Origin of the sequence: Pseudomonas maioricensis (genome assembly GCF_022790535.1) — a bacterium.
Lineage (GTDB): Bacteria > Pseudomonadota > Gammaproteobacteria > Pseudomonadales > Pseudomonadaceae > Aquipseudomonas > Aquipseudomonas maioricensis.
In genome coordinates this window covers 304,122-320,113 of sequence record NZ_LOHG01000006.1, presented here as the reverse complement: position 1 = coordinate 320,113, position 15,992 = coordinate 304,122, and the positions used below count along the sequence as shown (strand labels likewise).

At 56.3% G+C, this 15,992-nt stretch carries 14 protein-coding genes; 5 read left to right on the top strand and 9 right to left on the bottom strand.

What is annotated here, in order from left to right:
* Window positions 1-4 precede the first annotated feature (4 nt).
* From AUC61_RS12510 to AUC61_RS12490, 5 genes are read right to left on the bottom strand one after another with little or no spacing between them, the layout of a single operon-like run.
* A complete protein-coding gene (locus AUC61_RS12510) occupies window positions 5-1,066 on the bottom strand; it encodes an AAA family ATPase (protein ID WP_243246522.1) in 1,062 nt (353 codons plus the stop codon).
* Window positions 1,063-2,265, bottom strand: coding sequence for a DUF4350 domain-containing protein (locus AUC61_RS12505; RefSeq protein ID WP_243246521.1), 1,203 nt, complete (start codon window positions 2,263-2,265; stop codon window positions 1,063-1,065). The genes AUC61_RS12510 and AUC61_RS12505 overlap by 4 nt, the downstream gene beginning before the upstream one ends.
* Window positions 2,262-3,839 carry a DUF4129 domain-containing protein gene (locus AUC61_RS12500; protein WP_243246520.1) on the bottom strand — a complete coding sequence of 526 codons (1,578 nt, stop codon included), beginning with the start codon at window positions 3,837-3,839 and terminating at the stop codon, window positions 2,262-2,264. The genes AUC61_RS12505 and AUC61_RS12500 overlap by 4 nt, the downstream gene beginning before the upstream one ends.
* Complete coding sequence (locus AUC61_RS12495) at window positions 3,826-4,806, bottom strand: stage II sporulation protein M (RefSeq protein ID WP_243246519.1); 981 nt, start codon at window positions 4,804-4,806, stop codon at window positions 3,826-3,828. Before AUC61_RS12495 ends, AUC61_RS12500 begins: the two co-directional genes overlap by 14 nt.
* Window positions 4,803-5,528, bottom strand: a complete 726-nt coding sequence (locus AUC61_RS12490) for an RDD family protein (RefSeq protein WP_243246518.1) — start codon at window positions 5,526-5,528, stop codon at window positions 4,803-4,805. Before AUC61_RS12490 ends, AUC61_RS12495 begins: the two co-directional genes overlap by 4 nt.
* A gap of 180 nt (window positions 5,529-5,708) precedes the next feature.
* Between AUC61_RS12490 and sbcB the strand changes: the two genes are divergently transcribed.
* Window positions 5,709-7,139 (top strand): exodeoxyribonuclease I, encoded by a 1,431-nt coding sequence (gene sbcB, locus AUC61_RS12485; protein ID WP_243246516.1) that lies wholly within the window; start codon window positions 5,709-5,711, stop codon window positions 7,137-7,139.
* 91 nt (window positions 7,140-7,230) lie between these two features.
* Here the strand turns inward: sbcB and mvaT are convergent, their stop codons facing one another.
* The gene (gene mvaT, locus AUC61_RS12480) at window positions 7,231-7,608 is read right to left on the bottom strand and encodes a histone-like nucleoid-structuring protein MvaT (protein WP_087264785.1); all 378 of its coding nucleotides are present in this window, start codon (window positions 7,606-7,608) and stop codon (window positions 7,231-7,233) included.
* Between the two features lie 355 nt (window positions 7,609-7,963).
* On the opposite strand from mvaT, the gene purU reads away from it, so the two are divergent.
* Window positions 7,964-8,815, top strand: coding sequence for a formyltetrahydrofolate deformylase (gene purU / locus AUC61_RS12475; RefSeq protein WP_243246514.1), 852 nt, complete (start codon window positions 7,964-7,966; stop codon window positions 8,813-8,815).
* A gap of 136 nt (window positions 8,816-8,951) precedes the next feature.
* Window positions 8,952-9,137 (top strand): hypothetical protein, encoded by a 186-nt coding sequence (locus AUC61_RS12470; RefSeq protein ID WP_243246505.1) that lies wholly within the window; start codon window positions 8,952-8,954, stop codon window positions 9,135-9,137.
* A gap of 1 nt (window position 9,138) precedes the next feature.
* On the opposite strand, the gene AUC61_RS12465 is transcribed toward AUC61_RS12470, so the two are convergent.
* The gene (locus AUC61_RS12465) at window positions 9,139-10,134 is read right to left on the bottom strand and encodes a glucosaminyl phosphatidylglycerol flippase (RefSeq protein ID WP_243246504.1); all 996 of its coding nucleotides are present in this window, start codon (window positions 10,132-10,134) and stop codon (window positions 9,139-9,141) included.
* A gap of 426 nt (window positions 10,135-10,560) precedes the next feature.
* Here AUC61_RS12465 and AUC61_RS12460 point away from each other — a divergent pair, with 426 nt between their 5' ends.
* Complete coding sequence (locus AUC61_RS12460; protein WP_243246496.1) at window positions 10,561-12,051, top strand: helicase HerA-like domain-containing protein; 1,491 nt, start codon at window positions 10,561-10,563, stop codon at window positions 12,049-12,051.
* 251 nt (window positions 12,052-12,302) lie between these two features.
* Here AUC61_RS12460 and AUC61_RS12455 read toward each other — a convergent pair whose 3' ends face one another.
* On the bottom strand, window positions 12,303-13,775 hold the full coding sequence (locus AUC61_RS12455; protein WP_243246494.1) for an inorganic phosphate transporter: 1,473 nt from the start codon (window positions 13,773-13,775) through the stop codon (window positions 12,303-12,305).
* A 239-nt stretch (window positions 13,776-14,014) separates the two neighbouring features.
* Window positions 14,015-14,212 (bottom strand): hypothetical protein, encoded by a 198-nt coding sequence (locus AUC61_RS12450; RefSeq protein WP_243246492.1) that lies wholly within the window; start codon window positions 14,210-14,212, stop codon window positions 14,015-14,017.
* Between the two features lie 873 nt (window positions 14,213-15,085).
* On the opposite strand from AUC61_RS12450, the gene pcaR reads away from it, so the two are divergent.
* Window positions 15,086-15,928, top strand: coding sequence for a pca regulon transcriptional regulator PcaR (pcaR, locus tag AUC61_RS12445; RefSeq protein WP_243246491.1), 843 nt, complete (start codon window positions 15,086-15,088; stop codon window positions 15,926-15,928).
* Window positions 15,929-15,992 lie beyond the last annotated feature (64 nt).

Below are 15,992 nucleotides of genomic sequence, written 5' to 3'. Positions count from 1 at the left end.
TGTTTCATAGGCGGGGAGCCGGAACCTGATCAAGCAGTTGTCCGAGTACTTGATCAATCGACAGGCCTTCGATGTCCAGCTCCGGCGCCAGTCGCACCCGATGGCGCAATACGGCGAGCGCGCAGCTTTTGACGTCGTCAGGAATGACAAACTCCCCCCCGCGTAACAACGCTCTGGCTCGGCCGCCCCGAACAAGTGCAATTGACGCCCGAGGGCCTGCACCGAGGGTCAGACCTGGCCAGGTACGTGTGGCTCGGGCCAGCCGAATGGCATAGTCCAGCACCTGATCATCCAGAGGCAGTTCGCTTGCGATGCGCTGCAAGGCTTGTACTTCCCTGGCCTGGAGCACGACGCGTAGTGGCTGCACGTCCAGCATGTCGGCCCGGGTCGAACGTGTGACCTGACGAACCATGGCCAATTCTTCTTCGACGTCCGGGTAGTCCATACGCAGTTTGAGCATGAAGCGATCCAGCTCGGCTTCGGGCAGTGGATACGTCCCTTCCTGCTCGATCGGATTTTGCGTTGCCAGCACCATGAATGGCTGCGCAATCGACATGGCCTTGCCTTCGAGTGTCACCTGGCGTTCCTGCATGGCTTCAAGCAGTGCGGCCTGAGTTTTGGCAGGGGCGCGGTTGATTTCATCGGCCAGCAGCAGGTTGGTGAAAATCGGACCCTTGCGCAGTTTGAACTGCTCGGTTTGCAGGTCATAGACCGCGTGCCCGGTGACATCGCTGGGCATCAGGTCAGGCGTAAACTGAATTCGCGCGAACTCGCCGCCAAAACAGCGGGCCAGCGCCCGCACCAGCAGGGTTTTACCGAGGCCCGGTACACCTTCCAGCAAGACGTGACCGCCGCCAATCAATGCGGTGAGTACGTCATCAATGACTGCAGCCTGTCCAATCACGGCTTTTTGCAGTTCCTTGCGCAGCGCTTGTGCCAATTGACTGGCGCGCTGGCGTTGCTGAGCCTGATTGCTCACAGGCGTTACCGGAGTCGCTGCCGGGTCGATATTGAACTCGATGACAGGCTCGGGGCTGGCGGACGGTTCGTTAGGTAGATCGCTCATAGGGCATTCCTGATGGTTTGCAGGTGGGCAACCTGACGGGTGAAGTCGGAGCTGGACATGCGCTGTGCCGGACGCGGGCGCATTGCCTGGCTGATGACGCTGCCGGGTTGGCGCGTCAAACGTGCCAGGACTTGCCATTGATCAGCGACCATTAGTGAGTCGAAGCCCGGATGGCGAATACGGGCGCGGTGAAGAATTTCTGTTTGCAGGGCGCGCAAAAGTGATTGCGGACCGCTGCGACGACGCAGGAATTCGGCGCTGGCACGCAGGTGCTCGGTCAATTGCCGACGAGCTCCCGCAGCAGGCGCCCGTAACGGCCCCTGGCGCATGCCTGCCCGCCACAGCCCGGCACCGACGAGCAGTAACAGCATCAGTAGCAATAAAGGGAAGTGGCGCAGCAGCAGGTTGAACAGATTATCGTGCTGGGTCCTGACGACCATCGTGACCTTGCTGTCTTGAGTCAGATACCACAGTAGCCAGGCATTGTCGTAGCGACCGATGGAGCGGGTTTTCCACAGCTCGGCGTCGGTCACCACGGTGATCAGGCCATCGCCATAGATCAGTTGCAGCATGTGCGTTGCGCCAGCGCTGTTAGCCCATGACTGGGCCTGGTCCTCGGGGTCTTCAAGGTGGAATCTGGGGTCGAAGCCTATATAAGCCGGTGCTTCTTCATTTTCCAGATACAGGCGTGTCAAATCTGGCCAGGGCAACCTGGGAGCTTTGGGGGCCGGTGCGCGTAGCGGGATTACCGGGTTGACGAGAGAGTATTCCTGCCCTTTGAGGTCTTTTGTGAGTAGCTGATGAATATGGAGGCGATCAAGCAACAAATCGCCGCTGCGGCCTTTTTTTTCATCCCAGAGCTGTCTGGCAACAAACAGCAGATGCCCCCCTGAGCGTGCCCAATGCAGGACCTGATCCGCTTGCGCAGGGGTCATGTGTTCCCGGCTGTCCAACAGCAACAGGGTTTGTGATTCCTGGCTTGTATCGGGCAGTTTGTTTGTGGAGTCGGCGATCTTTACCGCGATGGAGCGATTGCGCAGAAAGCTTTCTGCCGCCAGCCATGGATTGCCACGAGCTTCAGGGGACGGGCCTTGGTCGACAGTCTCCTCGTAGTGCTCGAGGTTTTTCAGCAGATAGACTGCGCCCAGGCACAAAACCAGCACAATCAGGGTGAGCAGTACTCCATTACGCCGGGTCATGGCCGGGCTTCCCGGTCAAACAGGTGCCGCCACTGCTCGCACAGTTCCTGCTGGACATGAGCCGCCGGCAGTTGATGACCGTAGGCGAGGTTCTGCCAGTGTTGGGTCAGGTTGCGGCTGAACTCGTTAAGAGCGGGCTGATCAAGCGCAGCGATTCTTTGCAGGACCTGGCTTTCGGTGTCGGCGCTTTTCAGCGGTAACTGATAATCGCTGAGCAAGCGGCTGAGCAGCGCTCTGTAAAGCAGACCCAATGCTTCACGTGGCTGGCTCGACCAGAGTCCTTCGGCGCTGCCTGCGACGTCGACCGGGAGACTTTCAGCGCCGATGTGCAGGCCAAATAACTGTTCGGGCTGTGGGCGCTGCGGTTTTTCACGGGGGGCGCGACGGTTGACGAATGTAGCCAGCCATTTTCTGTAGCGCCAGATCACCACGCCAGTCACGGCGATGACAATTGCCCACAGCAGTACTTTGAAAGCCTGGGCAAGGTAGTTGCCTAACTGCAGTAGCCATTTCAGCCACTCGCGCAGATTGTTGTGCTTGCCTGCGCCGTTCTCCGCCTGGGAGGTATTCTGCTCTTCAGGTAACCGCCAGCCGGAAACGGTCTTCGGGTTTTTGAACGGTGGTTGCTGGAGCAGATTGTGAATGTCTTGCCGCGACGCAGTGCTGGTCAGGTCCTGATTGACGAGGCGTGGGCTGTCGGGGCCCGGCTCGTTTTCGGTTGAAAGTTCGGGAATGGGGCAGCTGAAATCCTGTTGCGCAGACCAGGCCTTGGGGGGCGGGCTGATCAGCGTCAGGCCAAGGCCGATCATCAGCACATAGGCGCTACCCGTAAGCCGCTGACGCAAACGCCGCAGAACCAGTTCAATGTCCCAGGCCTCCAGAACCGTGCGCCGGTTCAAATACAGGGTGAAACCGCATGAGACGTAGATCGGGCCCCATATCATCAGTATCAGTACATAGAACAGATTGCTCAGGTGCTCCAGCCAGTTCAGTTCGTTGTTCAGCTTGAGCATCATCAGCCAGGCCCAGTCCAGCTCCACCTGTTGAGGAATCAGTGCGTAAAAAAGCACGATCATGCCTATCCACAGACAAAGCTCCAGCGCGCTGCCGACTACTGTCAGGCAACGAGCTGCAAACTGATCTTTCTGACTGAGCACCTCGATTCTCTGTCTGAGTTCAGCGCCAGAGAGTTGCTCCAACTGTTGCACCGGCAAAATAAAGCTGCGGCTCAGGCCGAACCTGCGCCAGGTCAGGCTGGCGAGAAGATTCGGACGCAATGTTTTCAGCCAGCCCTTCAGTGCCTCTTTGAGGCTTGGGGCCGGGTCGAATAACGCTTGAGAAAGAATGAGCAGTGGCAAGCGTTCATAAACAGGCTTGAGCCACCAGAACACCACGATCGCGATTTTCGGGTAGTCCCACAGGAGGAGGCTGAGCAGCGCGAAGATTGGCAGGGTCACCATCGCCCAACTGGCTATCAGCAAGCCACGATGCTTGCGCGCCAGCAGAACACCCAGATCAATGGCTTCCCATGGGGTTCGCGGATGAATCGCAACGCTGGCATCAGTCAGGCGCATGGCGAGTCCTGCCAGCAAAAACCAGATAGGCGATAACCAGCCCCCATAGCGCGCCACCGACTGCATACTTGATGGTCGGTTGCGGCCAGGTCATGGATGACCAGTAGGCCTCTATAAACGCTGCAATCAATAAAAACAGGATGACGCCATAAACGAGCTGAACACTGGTTTTTGCAGCCATCCGCAGAGCTTCGCCGCGACGTAGCGATCCGGGGGCGAGAAGTGCCCAGCCGAGTTTGAGGCCTGCTGCTCCCGCCAAAGCAATGGCGGTGAGTTCAAATGCGCCGTGACCGATGACAAATGACCAGAATGTCTGCCCGTAGCCGATACCGGTCAGGTGCCCGGCGACCGCCCCGATCGTGACGCCGTTGAAGAACAGAAAGAACAGGCTGCCAAGCCCGAACAGCAAACCGGTGGCGTAGGTCTGAAAGGCAATCCCGATGTTGTTCATGATGTAGTACCCGAACATCATCCAGTCGGCGTCGGCAGCACGCTCCGCCGCCTGACCGATACGGCTCGATTGCGGATCGTACATGCTCTCCATCTGCGTCACCTGTTCAGGGGTAACGACGCTGTAGATCAGGTCGGGGAAGCCGTGCACCAGCAAAGCCATGCCGATCAGACTGCCGAAGAACAGCAGGCTGGCAACGGCCACGAGGCGCCATTGCGCACGCACCAGCCGTGGAAATCCCGCCAGTACGAAACCCAGCAATTGCGCACCAATGGGGTGGCGATGGCGATAGAGTTGCTGATGCCCACGCATCGCCAGCTGCTGCAACGGATCGACCAGGTGGCTGCTGTAACCTCTCTCCTGCGCAATGGCCAACTGATTACAGATACGCCGGTAATCGCGGCTGAAGGTTTCGTTCGAACCAGCTTGCGCTTTGCCTTTTTCAAGGCCGGCCAGGCGCTCTGTGAAGCGCGCCCACTCAGCCTGATAACGAAGTTCGAAAAGGCCTTGTTTCATGTCGGCCCCAGCAGGCCGCTGGCCACGCTATTGAGTCTTGGCACCGCCAGCGCGGGGCTGACGTTGAGCGGCTCGGCGAGAATGGATGCCAATTCCTGAGTACGTTCGGAGGACAGTTCGGCCTGACGTTGTGCGAAGCTCAGAATCGCTCGTTGTTCTTCCAGACTCATCATGAATGGCGCGATGATCGGCGTGGCGTGCGGCACTACTGGGCGGTGAGGTGGTTTGTCCTGATAGACCACCAGAGTGCCTGCAGCAAGATCACCCAGGCGCTTGAATTGCGGGTGTTGCAGGCAACTGATGGCTCCGAGGCTGTAACCAAAAGGCAGCATGTCGACAAAGCGCAGCAGATTGCGGATCAGCGATGCAGTCCAGCCGACCGGAGTTGCGTCATCGTGGATCACTCGCAGCCCCATGATCTGCTTGCCGGGTGTGCGTCCCTGGTTCAGGACTTCAAACAGCACCATGTACCACCAGGTCACCACGAACAGCGCGATAGCGCTCGAACCAGCGCCAAACGATTCGAACAGGCTGAAGATCAGGAAGAGTACGCCCATGACTGCGGCACGAATGCTGAAATCGATAGCGAACGCCAGTGCGCGCGGTACAAGTCCAGCCGGTCGCAGATGTAGATCGATGCCTTCCGGGGTTTCGATCTGGCTACGGGTGTCCAGCGGCGCGGTTGGCGGTGCAGTCCTTGGCAAAACGTGCGGAGATGGCATTGTCGGGAGAGGGACGCCTGAGAGCAAAGCCTGATGCTAGGTGCTGTTGGGATGCTAAGCAACCGGACTGTTTCTACATGTGATGTAAGAAAAGGTTTCTTTTGAGGAAAACCTCGCCTGATTGGCCTTTTTCCATGTTCAAGCCCTACACTTTGCCGGTCTTTTGTTCAGGATCAGCCCGTGACTTCCAGCATCTTCTGGTACGACTACGAAACCACCGGTATTAATCCGCGCAACGATCGCCCGCTGCAAATGGCGGGTATACGCACTGATTTCGAGCTCAACGAAATAGCGTCTCCGGTCAATATTCACTGCCAGCCCAGTGACGATATCCTGCCGCATCCCGCTGCATGCATGATTACCGGTATCACGCCGACGACTCTCGCCGAGAAGGGCTTGTGCGAGGCCGACTTCATGACGCGTGTGCATGCACAGCTTGCAGCGCCAGGTACGTGCGGCGCGGGTTACAACACGTTGCGTTTCGATGATGAAATGACACGGTACAGTCTGTACCGGAATTTTTTTGATCCTTACGCGCGTGAATGGCAGGGCGGCAACAGTCGCTGGGATCTGATCGATGTCGTTCGTGCGGCCTATGCGCTGCGCCCTGAGGGCATTGTCTGGCCCGAAGACGACGGCCGGGTCACCCTCAAACTCGAACGCCTCACGGCGGCAAACGGCATCGATCACGGCCAGGCACATGATGCCTTGTCCGATGTGCGCGCCACCATTGCTCTGGCGCGTTTGATTCGTGAGAAACAGCCTCGCCTTTACGAGTTCCTGTTCGAGTTGCGCACCAAGCAAAAAGTCCAACAGCAGATACGGCTCATGGAGCCTTTGGTACATATCTCCGGGCGTTTTTCTGCGGCGCGTCATTATCTCGGGGTTGTGCTTCCGCTCGCCTGGCATCCGCAGAACCGGAACGCGCTGATTGTTTGCGATTTACATCAGGACCCCCTGCCGTTACTGGAACAGGACGCCCACCTATTGCGACAACGGTTATATACCCGTCGCGAAGAGTTGATGGACGGCGAGCTGCCTGTCCCACTCAAACTCTTGCATATAAACCGTTGCCCAGTGATCGCACCGCTGAAGGTGTTGCGGCCTGAAGATCAACAACGCTTAAATCTGGACATGACAGTCTTCGATGAGCGTGTACGCCATCTCAATGAACGTGAGGATCTCTGGCGGGAAAAGCTGGAGGTCATTTATGCGGGCGATGACTTTGTTGCCAGCGAAGATCCAGAACAACAATTGTATGACGGGTTTATTGGCGACCGTGACCGCAGGCTCTGTGAGCAAGTTCGCAATGCTGAACCGGAAGAGTTGGCTCATCAGTCATGGCCTTTTGATGATGCACGCTTGCCAGAGTTATTATTTCGGTATCGGGCGCGTAATTTTGCTGAAACCCTGAGCACCGAAGAGCAACATCGCTGGCTTGATTTTTGTAGGACACGACTGACAACGCCTGAATCGGGAGCGCCTAATACGCTGAAAAGTTTCACTCATTCACTTGTTGAATTGTCCCTTAGTGCGAGCCCGGAGCAGCTCAAGGTATTGCGCGAGTGGCAGGACTATGTCGAGGCGCTGCGCCAGAGGTTGGGCATTTGAGGCCGTATTGACGGGCGTTCTCCAGACAATAAAAAACGCCAGCGTGGCTGGCGTTTTTGGCGTAACGAGTGAAGCGGGACTTGCCTGGGGTTTAGCCCAGCAGAGTAGCCCAGCCTTCAACTTCATCACCGCCCCACTTGGCTTTCCACTCTTTCAGAGTTTTGTGGTTGCCACCTTTGGTTTCGATGACTTCGCCGTTGTGCGGGTTTTTATATTGCTTGACCTTGCGTGCGCGCTTGGTGCCAGTCGGTTTAACTGCGCCACGAGCGGACTTGCCAACTTTTGCTTCCGGGTCGAGCAGGGCAATGATGTCGCGCAGCGACTTCTGATATTCGCCCATCAGGGTGCGCAGTTTGCCTTCGAATTCCAGCTCGGTTTGCAGTTTGTCGTCTTGGGACAGGTTCTTCAAACGGGCTTGCAGTTCTTTGATGGCTTCTTCTGTGGCACGGTATTCGTTGATCAGGGACATGATGCTTACCTATGTTGAGAGGTGGCAGGGAGACAGTGAAGCAATAATAGTCATGCGCCATGACCAAGTAAACATTAAATAAAAGTTTTATTTGAATTATTTAGAAATATACAGCGTCCTACAAACGGGCGATAACTAGATGCTCTGGCGCAGGCGACAAAGATAGTCATATCGACGCGTTTAATTCCTGACGTGATAAGTCGATCGTGGACGCGACGATGCAGGGGCGGGAGCGCTGAGATTGCAGGAAGCCCTGTTGCATTTGGCGGTGATCAATCAGTTTGACAGGAATACTGCAGTTTTCCCGCGCAGTCGCTAGAATAGCGGCCTTTGCGAAGTTCTGGAGTTTCCCCCAATGCGCACTTTTCGTCTGGTGATTTCTTGCCCGGACCGTGTCGGCATCGTTGCCAAAGTCAGTAACTTTCTGGCGTCCTATAACGGCTGGATTACCGAAGCGAGCCATCACTCAGACAACCTGAGTGGCTGGTTCTTCATGCGTCACGAAATTCGTGCCGATACGCTGCCCTTCGATCTGGACGCTTTCCGTGAGGCCTTCGCGCCTATCGCTGAAGAGTTTGCAATGGACTGGCGCATCACTGACTCAGCGCAGAAGAAGCGCGTGGTGTTGATGGCAAGTCGCGAGTCGCATTGTCTGGCGGATCTGTTGCACCGCTGGCACAGCGATGAACTGGACTGCGAAATTGCCTGCGTGATTTCCAATCACCAGGATTTGCGCAGCATGGTTGAATGGCATGGCATTCCTTATTACTACGTTCCGGTCAACCCGACCGACAAGGAACCTGCATTTGCCGAGGTGTCGCGTCTGGTCGCTCATCACCAGGCCGACGTAGTGGTGCTGGCGCGTTACATGCAGATCCTGCCGCCGCAACTGTGCCGTGAATATGCGCATCAGGTCATCAATATTCACCACAGCTTCCTGCCATCCTTTGTTGGTGCCAAGCCTTATCACCAAGCCTCTCTACGGGGGGTGAAGTTGATTGGTGCAACTTGCCATTATGTAACTGAAGAGTTGGATGCTGGCCCGATCATCGAGCAGGATGTAGTGCGTGTCAGCCACAGCGACAGCATTGAAAACATGGTGCGGTTCGGGCGCGACGTGGAAAAAATGGTATTGGCTCGTGGTCTGCGCTACCACCTGGAAGACCGCGTGTTGGTGCATGACAACAAGACGGTAGTGTTCGACTAAGCTCTGCAAATATTGAATCTGGAGGCGCTGTTGAGGGCTGCGAATGGCGGAGTGCCAGATATGCCGCTTTCGCAGCCTGTGGCAGCTCCTACAGAGAATTTATTTCAGTCAGCTTCGCTTGCTTGAGGTATCCGTCATGACCAGTCCCCTCGACAAAGCTACGTCTACAGCGCCCCCAACCTTGGGGGAGGGTTGCCTCAGTCGTTATGACCCGGATGCGTTGACGCCAGAAGACGGTGCCGATTTCGATGGAGCTGCCGAGCTTTGGCGTATTACTCAACTGGAAAAAGAACAGCAACACAGCGACAAGCCCGACGCCTGATTCAGATTTGATTGAAGCGGATCAACTTGTTCAGCAATGGTCGTCCGACCATCAGCAGGAAGATCGGCCCTCCCACCACGAGATAGAAGTAGTAGGTCACGGTGCGCCAGATCAGGATGGCGGCTGCGGCTGTAGATTTGCCTACCATCGGTGCCAGAAGCGCCGCAGACGTCAACTCCGCGGTACCCGCGCCGCCAGGCAGCAAGCTGAATTGCCCGGCTGTCAGCGAGAGCATCTGAATCAGAAACGTCCACGCCCACTGCACGTCGACGCCCAGGCCTAGCAGTGCAAGGTACAGGATGCTGTAGCGCAGCCCCCAATGCAGGCAAGTCAGGACAAACACCGCGATCAGTTTCTGACGGGGCATTTTCCAGGTTTCAGCCAGCGCATCACGGAAATGCAAAACCTTGCGCGCCCAACGAAACCGGGTTGTGCTTTTGGTTTTGAAGCGCTTTAGCACCCGGCCGTTAAACTTGATGACCTGACGATGGAAGCGGGCGAATCCCAGGAACAGGCATAGGCTGCCTACGACAAGTACTGCGCTAAAGCCCAACAGCCATTCCATGCGCTCACTGAGCGTATGGAAGAGTGCATAGAACATGATACCTACCAGCGCGACGAGGAAAAACACCAGGTCGCTGAGTTGGTCCGTGGCGAATACTGCGCTGGCTTTTGCTGGTCTGACGCCATTTCGGGCGAGCACTGCCATCAACGTCAGCGGCCCACCGCTGCCACCGGGCGTTGCGCAATAGGCAAACTCGCTGGCCATAATCAGGCCCAGGCTTTTATTGATTGTCAGTTGGCGTGCGCTTTCACCCAACAGGATCCGCATGCGTAGGGTATTCAGGCCCCAGCAAAGGATGATCATGCCGAACATCACCATCAATAGCGGGAAGGGAAAGCTGCGCAGACGCTGAAAAATATCGCCGCCGCCCAACAGCAAAGGGATCAGCACCGCGGCCAGCAAGCCAATAGCCAGCCATGCAATTCGCTTCATTCTTGATGCTCTGCAGGTTGCAACGGTTGAGCCAGCGAGATAAATGCGGTCATGGGGTGTTGTGTGCCTTGTTCGAGCAAGTGTGTAACGGCATGCCTGATATTACAGGCCGAAACTGCTCTGGATGATCACGGAAAAGTTTAACGTTGACCACCGAATACGACAGATGTTCGTCAGGTGGGGTCGACAGTGTGTTGCTGACGCGCTCGCGGCTAAAGCCGTTCCTGCGAACTGCGCCTATCCGGAAGGAGCGAACTTGTTCGCGAAGCATCGGCACAAACGACAGATCAGCATCGCCAGCCAAACCGCCTCGCGAACTGCTCCTGCCAGGGGTTGCATCCTTCCTTCCCGGCTATAGCATTAAGTTTTGCGCTGTTTTCCGGCTAGTGGACCACACTGAGATAACGATCAAGACAGGGTGATGAAATGCCAGACGCTCCGAACATTATGATAGGTGCCGGTCCCGACGGGCTACCGGTGAGTCAGGCGTTACGCCTGGGAAATCGCCACGGTTTGGTGGCCGGAGCGACCGGAACCGGCAAAACAGTAACATTGCAACGCTTGGCCGAAGCCTTCAGCGATGCGGGTGTCGCAGTGTTCGCTGCTGATATCAAGGGCGACTTGTGCGGGCTGGGCGCAGCGGGGGCACCGCAAGGCAAGATCGCCGAACGCATTGCTGGCATGCCCTGGCTCAATCACACCCCGAAAAGCTATCCGGTCACGTTGTGGGATATTCACGGGCAATCCGGTCACCCGCTTCGCACCACATTGAGTGAAATGGGGCCGCTATTACTGGGCAGTCTGCTTGAGTTGACGGACAGCCAGCAGGCGGCACTGTATGCGGCTTTCAAGGTGGCGGATCGTGAAGGCTTGCTACTGCTCGATATAAAGGACCTCAAGGCGTTGCTTAATCACTTGCGGGACAATCCGCAGTTGCTGGGTGAAGACAGCTCCTTGATGACCACGGGTTCAAGCCAGGCGTTACAGCGCCGTCTGGCGGTGCTTGAACAGCAGGGCGCCGAGGCGTTGTTTGGCGAACCCGCCTTGCAACTGGAAGACATTCTGCATCCTGCAAGCGACGGGCGAGGGCGTATCCATTTGCTGGATGCCAGTCGTCTGGTGCATGAGGCGCCAAAGGTTTACGCGACTTTCCTTTTGTGGCTGTTAGCCGAGTTGTTCGAGCAACTGCCAGAGCGTGGCGATGCGGACAAACCGATATTGGCGCTGTTTTTCGATGAGGCGCATTTGCTGTTTGCCGACACGCCCAAAGCTTTGCAGGACAGGCTTGAGCAAGTGGTGCGGTTGATTCGCTCCAAAGGCGTCGGTGTGTACTTTGTCACCCAGTCACCGGGTGACTTGCCCGATCAGGTGCTTGCGCAGCTGGGATTGCGTATCCAGCACGGTTTGCGAGCATTTACGGCCAGGGAGCAGAAGTCTTTGCGCGCTGTGGCAGACGGCTTCCGACCCAATCCTGATATCGATACGCTGGCGGTGCTCACCCAACTCGGTATTGGCGAAGCATTGGTGGGTACCTTGCAGGAAAAGGGTACGCCCGCGATGGTCCAGCAAGTACTGATCGCGCCGCCCCAGTCCCGAATTGGGCCGCTGAGCCCTGCCGAACGAGCCAGCCTGATCGCCCAATCGCCTTTGGCTGGACGCTACGACAAGCCGATTGACCGTGAGTCTGCCTATGAAATGCTTGTCGCCCGTAAAGTCACCGCCGCTGAAGCGGAAGACGTGCCCGCAAAAAGTGCCAAGGAGCAGGAGAGCTTCAGTGATATGGCTGGGGAATTTCTTGGAGGTGTGGCAGGGCAGGCCATGAAAAGCGCCGTACGACAGGCAGCCAACCAGTTAGGGCGGCAGTTGGTACGGGGGTTGATGGGGTCGTTACTGGGTGGGGGTAAGAAGCGGCGGTAGTTCAGGGATGTTTGTAAACTGCTCTATGTCTCTTGGTTCACAGTTTTTCGCAGCAAACATTGGACTGTAGGAGCGAGCTTGCTCGCGATAACGTTAGCACAGGCGATACCTCCATCGACTGACAGACCGAATCGCGAGCAAGCTCGCTCCTACAGTCCAGTATTTGCTTCGCGAGCGCGCGGTGTCAGGGGCAACGGGCGACTCCTACAGCAACGCGCCAGCGCGGGCGATACCCGCGCTGGCGCTTTTTATCAAGCCAGCGCTTTGGACGCCAACCAGAACAAACCGGCCGACAGGGCGACGGTAGCTGGCAGGGTCAAAACCCAGGCCAGCAGGATGGTGCGTACGGTGCCGCTCTGCAGGCCGCTTTTGTTGGCGACCATGGTGCCCGCAACGCCCGACGACAGAATATGTGTCGTGGAAACTGGCAGGGCGAACACGTTAGCCGCAGCAATGGCGCAAGCCGTCGTGATCTGGGCCGACATGCCTTGTGCGTATGTCATGCCTTGCTTGCCAATCTTCTCGCCGATGGTCAGAACCACGCGCTTCCAGCCAACCATGGTGCCGATACCCAATGCCAGGGCTACGGCCAGAATCACCCAGAATGGCGCGTATTCAGTGGTCGCGGTCAGGTCTTTGCGTAGCTTTTCCAGATCCGATTTTTCACGAGGCGCCAGGTTTGGCAGCTTGGCCACTTTGCGCGCAGTGTCATCCAGGCACAGCAAGTAACGGCGTACTTCAATACGGCGCTCAGGCGTCAAGGAGTGGTAGTCGGCAACGCCAGTGAGGTTGTCGAGCAACGCGGCGATGGTGGGTTCGGTTTGTTCCGGATTACAGCTGGAGCTTTCCGGCAGATCGCCTTTTTCTGCTTTGCCCAGCGCAAGGAATTCGCCCAGTGTGGCGTTGTTGCGCTGATAGAACTGGCTCAGATGCAGGGTCGCATCCTTGGTCCGTTCGATTTGATAGGTGGTGCTGTTCAAATCCAGTACGAACTGGCTTGGCACGATACCGATAAGGACCAGCATGATCAGGCCAATGCCTTTCTGACCATCGTTGGAGCCGTGCACGAAGCTCACCGCCATGGCAGAAATCACCAGAACCAGACGGTTCCAGAATGGCGGATGCTTCTTGTCGTCGAGTTTGCGACGCTGTTCAGGCGTCTTGTGCATTTTCGACAGCGGCCGCCACCACTTCAGCCCTATCAGGACCAGCGCAGCCACCAGGAAACCCGCCAGCGGCGAGAAAACCAGCGAAGCGCCGATGTCGATCGCTTTCTGCCAGTTCACACCATCGGCCAAGGGAATATCGTTGATCAACGCGTTGGCCAGGCCAACACCGAGGATCGAGCCGATCAGCGTATGGGAACTTGATGCCGGAATACCGAAATACCAGGTGCCGAGGTTCCAGGTGATCGCCGCGGCGAGCAACGAGAAGACCATGGCCAGGCCGTGACCGGTGTTGACGTTGATCAGCAACTCAACCGGTAACAAGTGAACGATGGCATAGGCCACGCCGACACCGCCCAGCAGCACACCCAGGAAATTGAATACCCCGGAAAAGAACACGGCCAGATGAGGCGGCATGGCTTTGGTATAAATGACTGTCGCCACCGCGTTTGCGGTGTCATGAAAGCCGTTGATGAACTCGAAGGTGAGGACGAACGCCAGGGCGAGCAACAGGCTCACAAGCACCCAAGCATCTAGTCCGCTGAATAAATCGATCATGAAGGTTTTCTGACCCGGTCTGAAGGGGGCGGGATTATGACAGAAAAAATACAGATCGATGTATCGGCTGCCGACTGGTATCGCCCGATTGTCGAAATTTTATCCTCGACAAAGCCTCCCCGTTGATAACTCAAGGGGATATTCGGGGCCTGTTCGTGGCTGTCAGGCAAAGGGTTTACCTGTCCTGAATCCTTTTCGACCGGGCGATGGAGGCAGCCCGGTTCGCAAGAGCGGTAAAGTTAGCGCTCTTCGCTCAGGTCTTTTTCCATTTTCTGCAGTTCTTGCTTGAAGGCCTGGTCCAGGATGCTGGCCTTCTTGCGCCAAGGTTTGCGTTCCGGCTCTGGTTGAGCGGCGTAGGTGGTGATCTCTCCACCGTAAACATCCTTGTAGCGTTGTTCCTGGCGCTCAAGTTCCGCGCGCAGTTCATCTTTGGTCACGTTGTTACCTGATCAAGTCAAAATTTATCTGGCGATATCGCAAAGCTGCTTTAGCGTTCACACATAACTCGTCCAGGGTTGCGGGAAGGCATATGCCAAACAGCAGGCTGGAGGGGCCGTGTTCTGAACATCTTGCGGCTCGCGGCTACGGACACCAGAAAACGTAATTGTCGTAGCGACAGTCGTTTGAGTTGCAAGTGCGATGGCTACTTAGGTCGGGATCTATTCGCGAGGATAACGATGCGGTAGCACTGCTACAGTGCGTCGATCCTGTGGTATGCCCTGAGCATGGCGCCCGGTACTGCAACCATTGCGAATCGTTATTACCGACCAAGTGACGGACACTATCTCCAAGAACTTCGAATCAGTCAACTATATGTGAGGCTGTTTATCAAAAGTCTTCCGGATTGGAGTTTTTCTTGTACGACTGTTCTGAAGTTTCAGTGAGTGACATACGACGAAACTTCAATGTACGAAATATTGACAGCCCTAGACAGATTTCTGGCGACATAGTTCGTAGCGAAGTGCGAGGACTGTGCAATGCGAGCGGTATTTGTGACAGAGAGGCGCATGGAAAGTATGCAAAACTGCAATTTGTGGCGTTTCGATATCATGCGTATCGAAACGATGCAGGAAATAAAAACGGCCTCGCTTCATGGGCAAGGCCGTACCTTGGACTTCTCGTGGGTACCTGACCAGTATTTCCAAGAAGCCACTTAAGGCTATGCAAAGGTATAAGTATCTTTGTGATGGGTCAATTGCGATTATCGGCCAGTCGTTCGATAATCGCACGAAGCGGCCTGAGCGTTTTCGCCTAAAAAGCGTGAAAGCTGCGAACCATATGGCCTGAGAGGTTTTCCCGAGGTAGTGGCAATGAATGATGAACTACGAAATTCTTTTGCTTCGTTAGCCCCGCCTATTGTGGCGTCACCCGCCAAGCGGATTCAGGCGTTAACCGGAGACCCGGATTTCATGACTTCGCTGGCCAGAGGGTTGGCAGTGATTCATGCCTTTCAGGAACGCAAACGGCATCTGACCATCGCGCAAATCAGTCACCGTACGGAGATCCCTCGCGCGGCTGTCCGACGTTGCCTGCTGACCTTGATCAAGCTGGGATATGCGACGACAGACGGTCGGACTTATTCGCTGCTGCCCAAAGTCCTGACCCTGGGGCACGCTTATCTGTCATCGACGCCGTTGGCCGTTTCCTCCCAACCCTATCTGGACCGGATGAGTGACCAGTTGCATGAGGCTTGCAACATGGCGACTCTGGAAGGGGAGGACATTCTGTACATCGCTCGTTCCGCGACGACTCAGCGACTGATTTCGGTCGATCTTTCCGTGGGCGGTCGATTGCCTGCCTATTGCACCTCCATGGGCCGTATCCTGCTCTCGGCACTGGATGATGTTTCGCTGCGCGAGTATCTGGATCATGTTGACCTGCAGCCCAAAACCAGCCGAACAATCCGCACGACTGATGCGTTGCTTGAATGCCTTCAGCAGGTTCGTCAACAAGGCTGGTGTATTGTCGATCAGGAGCTGGAGCAAGGGTTGCGATCCATTGCGGTACCAGTCTATGACGCTTCGGGGCAGGTACTTGCCGCACTGAATGTCAGTACCAGTGCGGGGCGTGTTGCCAGAAGTGAGCTGGAGCAGCGCTTTCTGCCTATCATGCTGGATGCGAGTAGAGATCTGAGCACTCAGCTGTTCACCTGACGGTCGCTGAATTTGTGCGATTAACGAACGAATAATCGATTATCGGATTGTTTGGCCTCAGGCC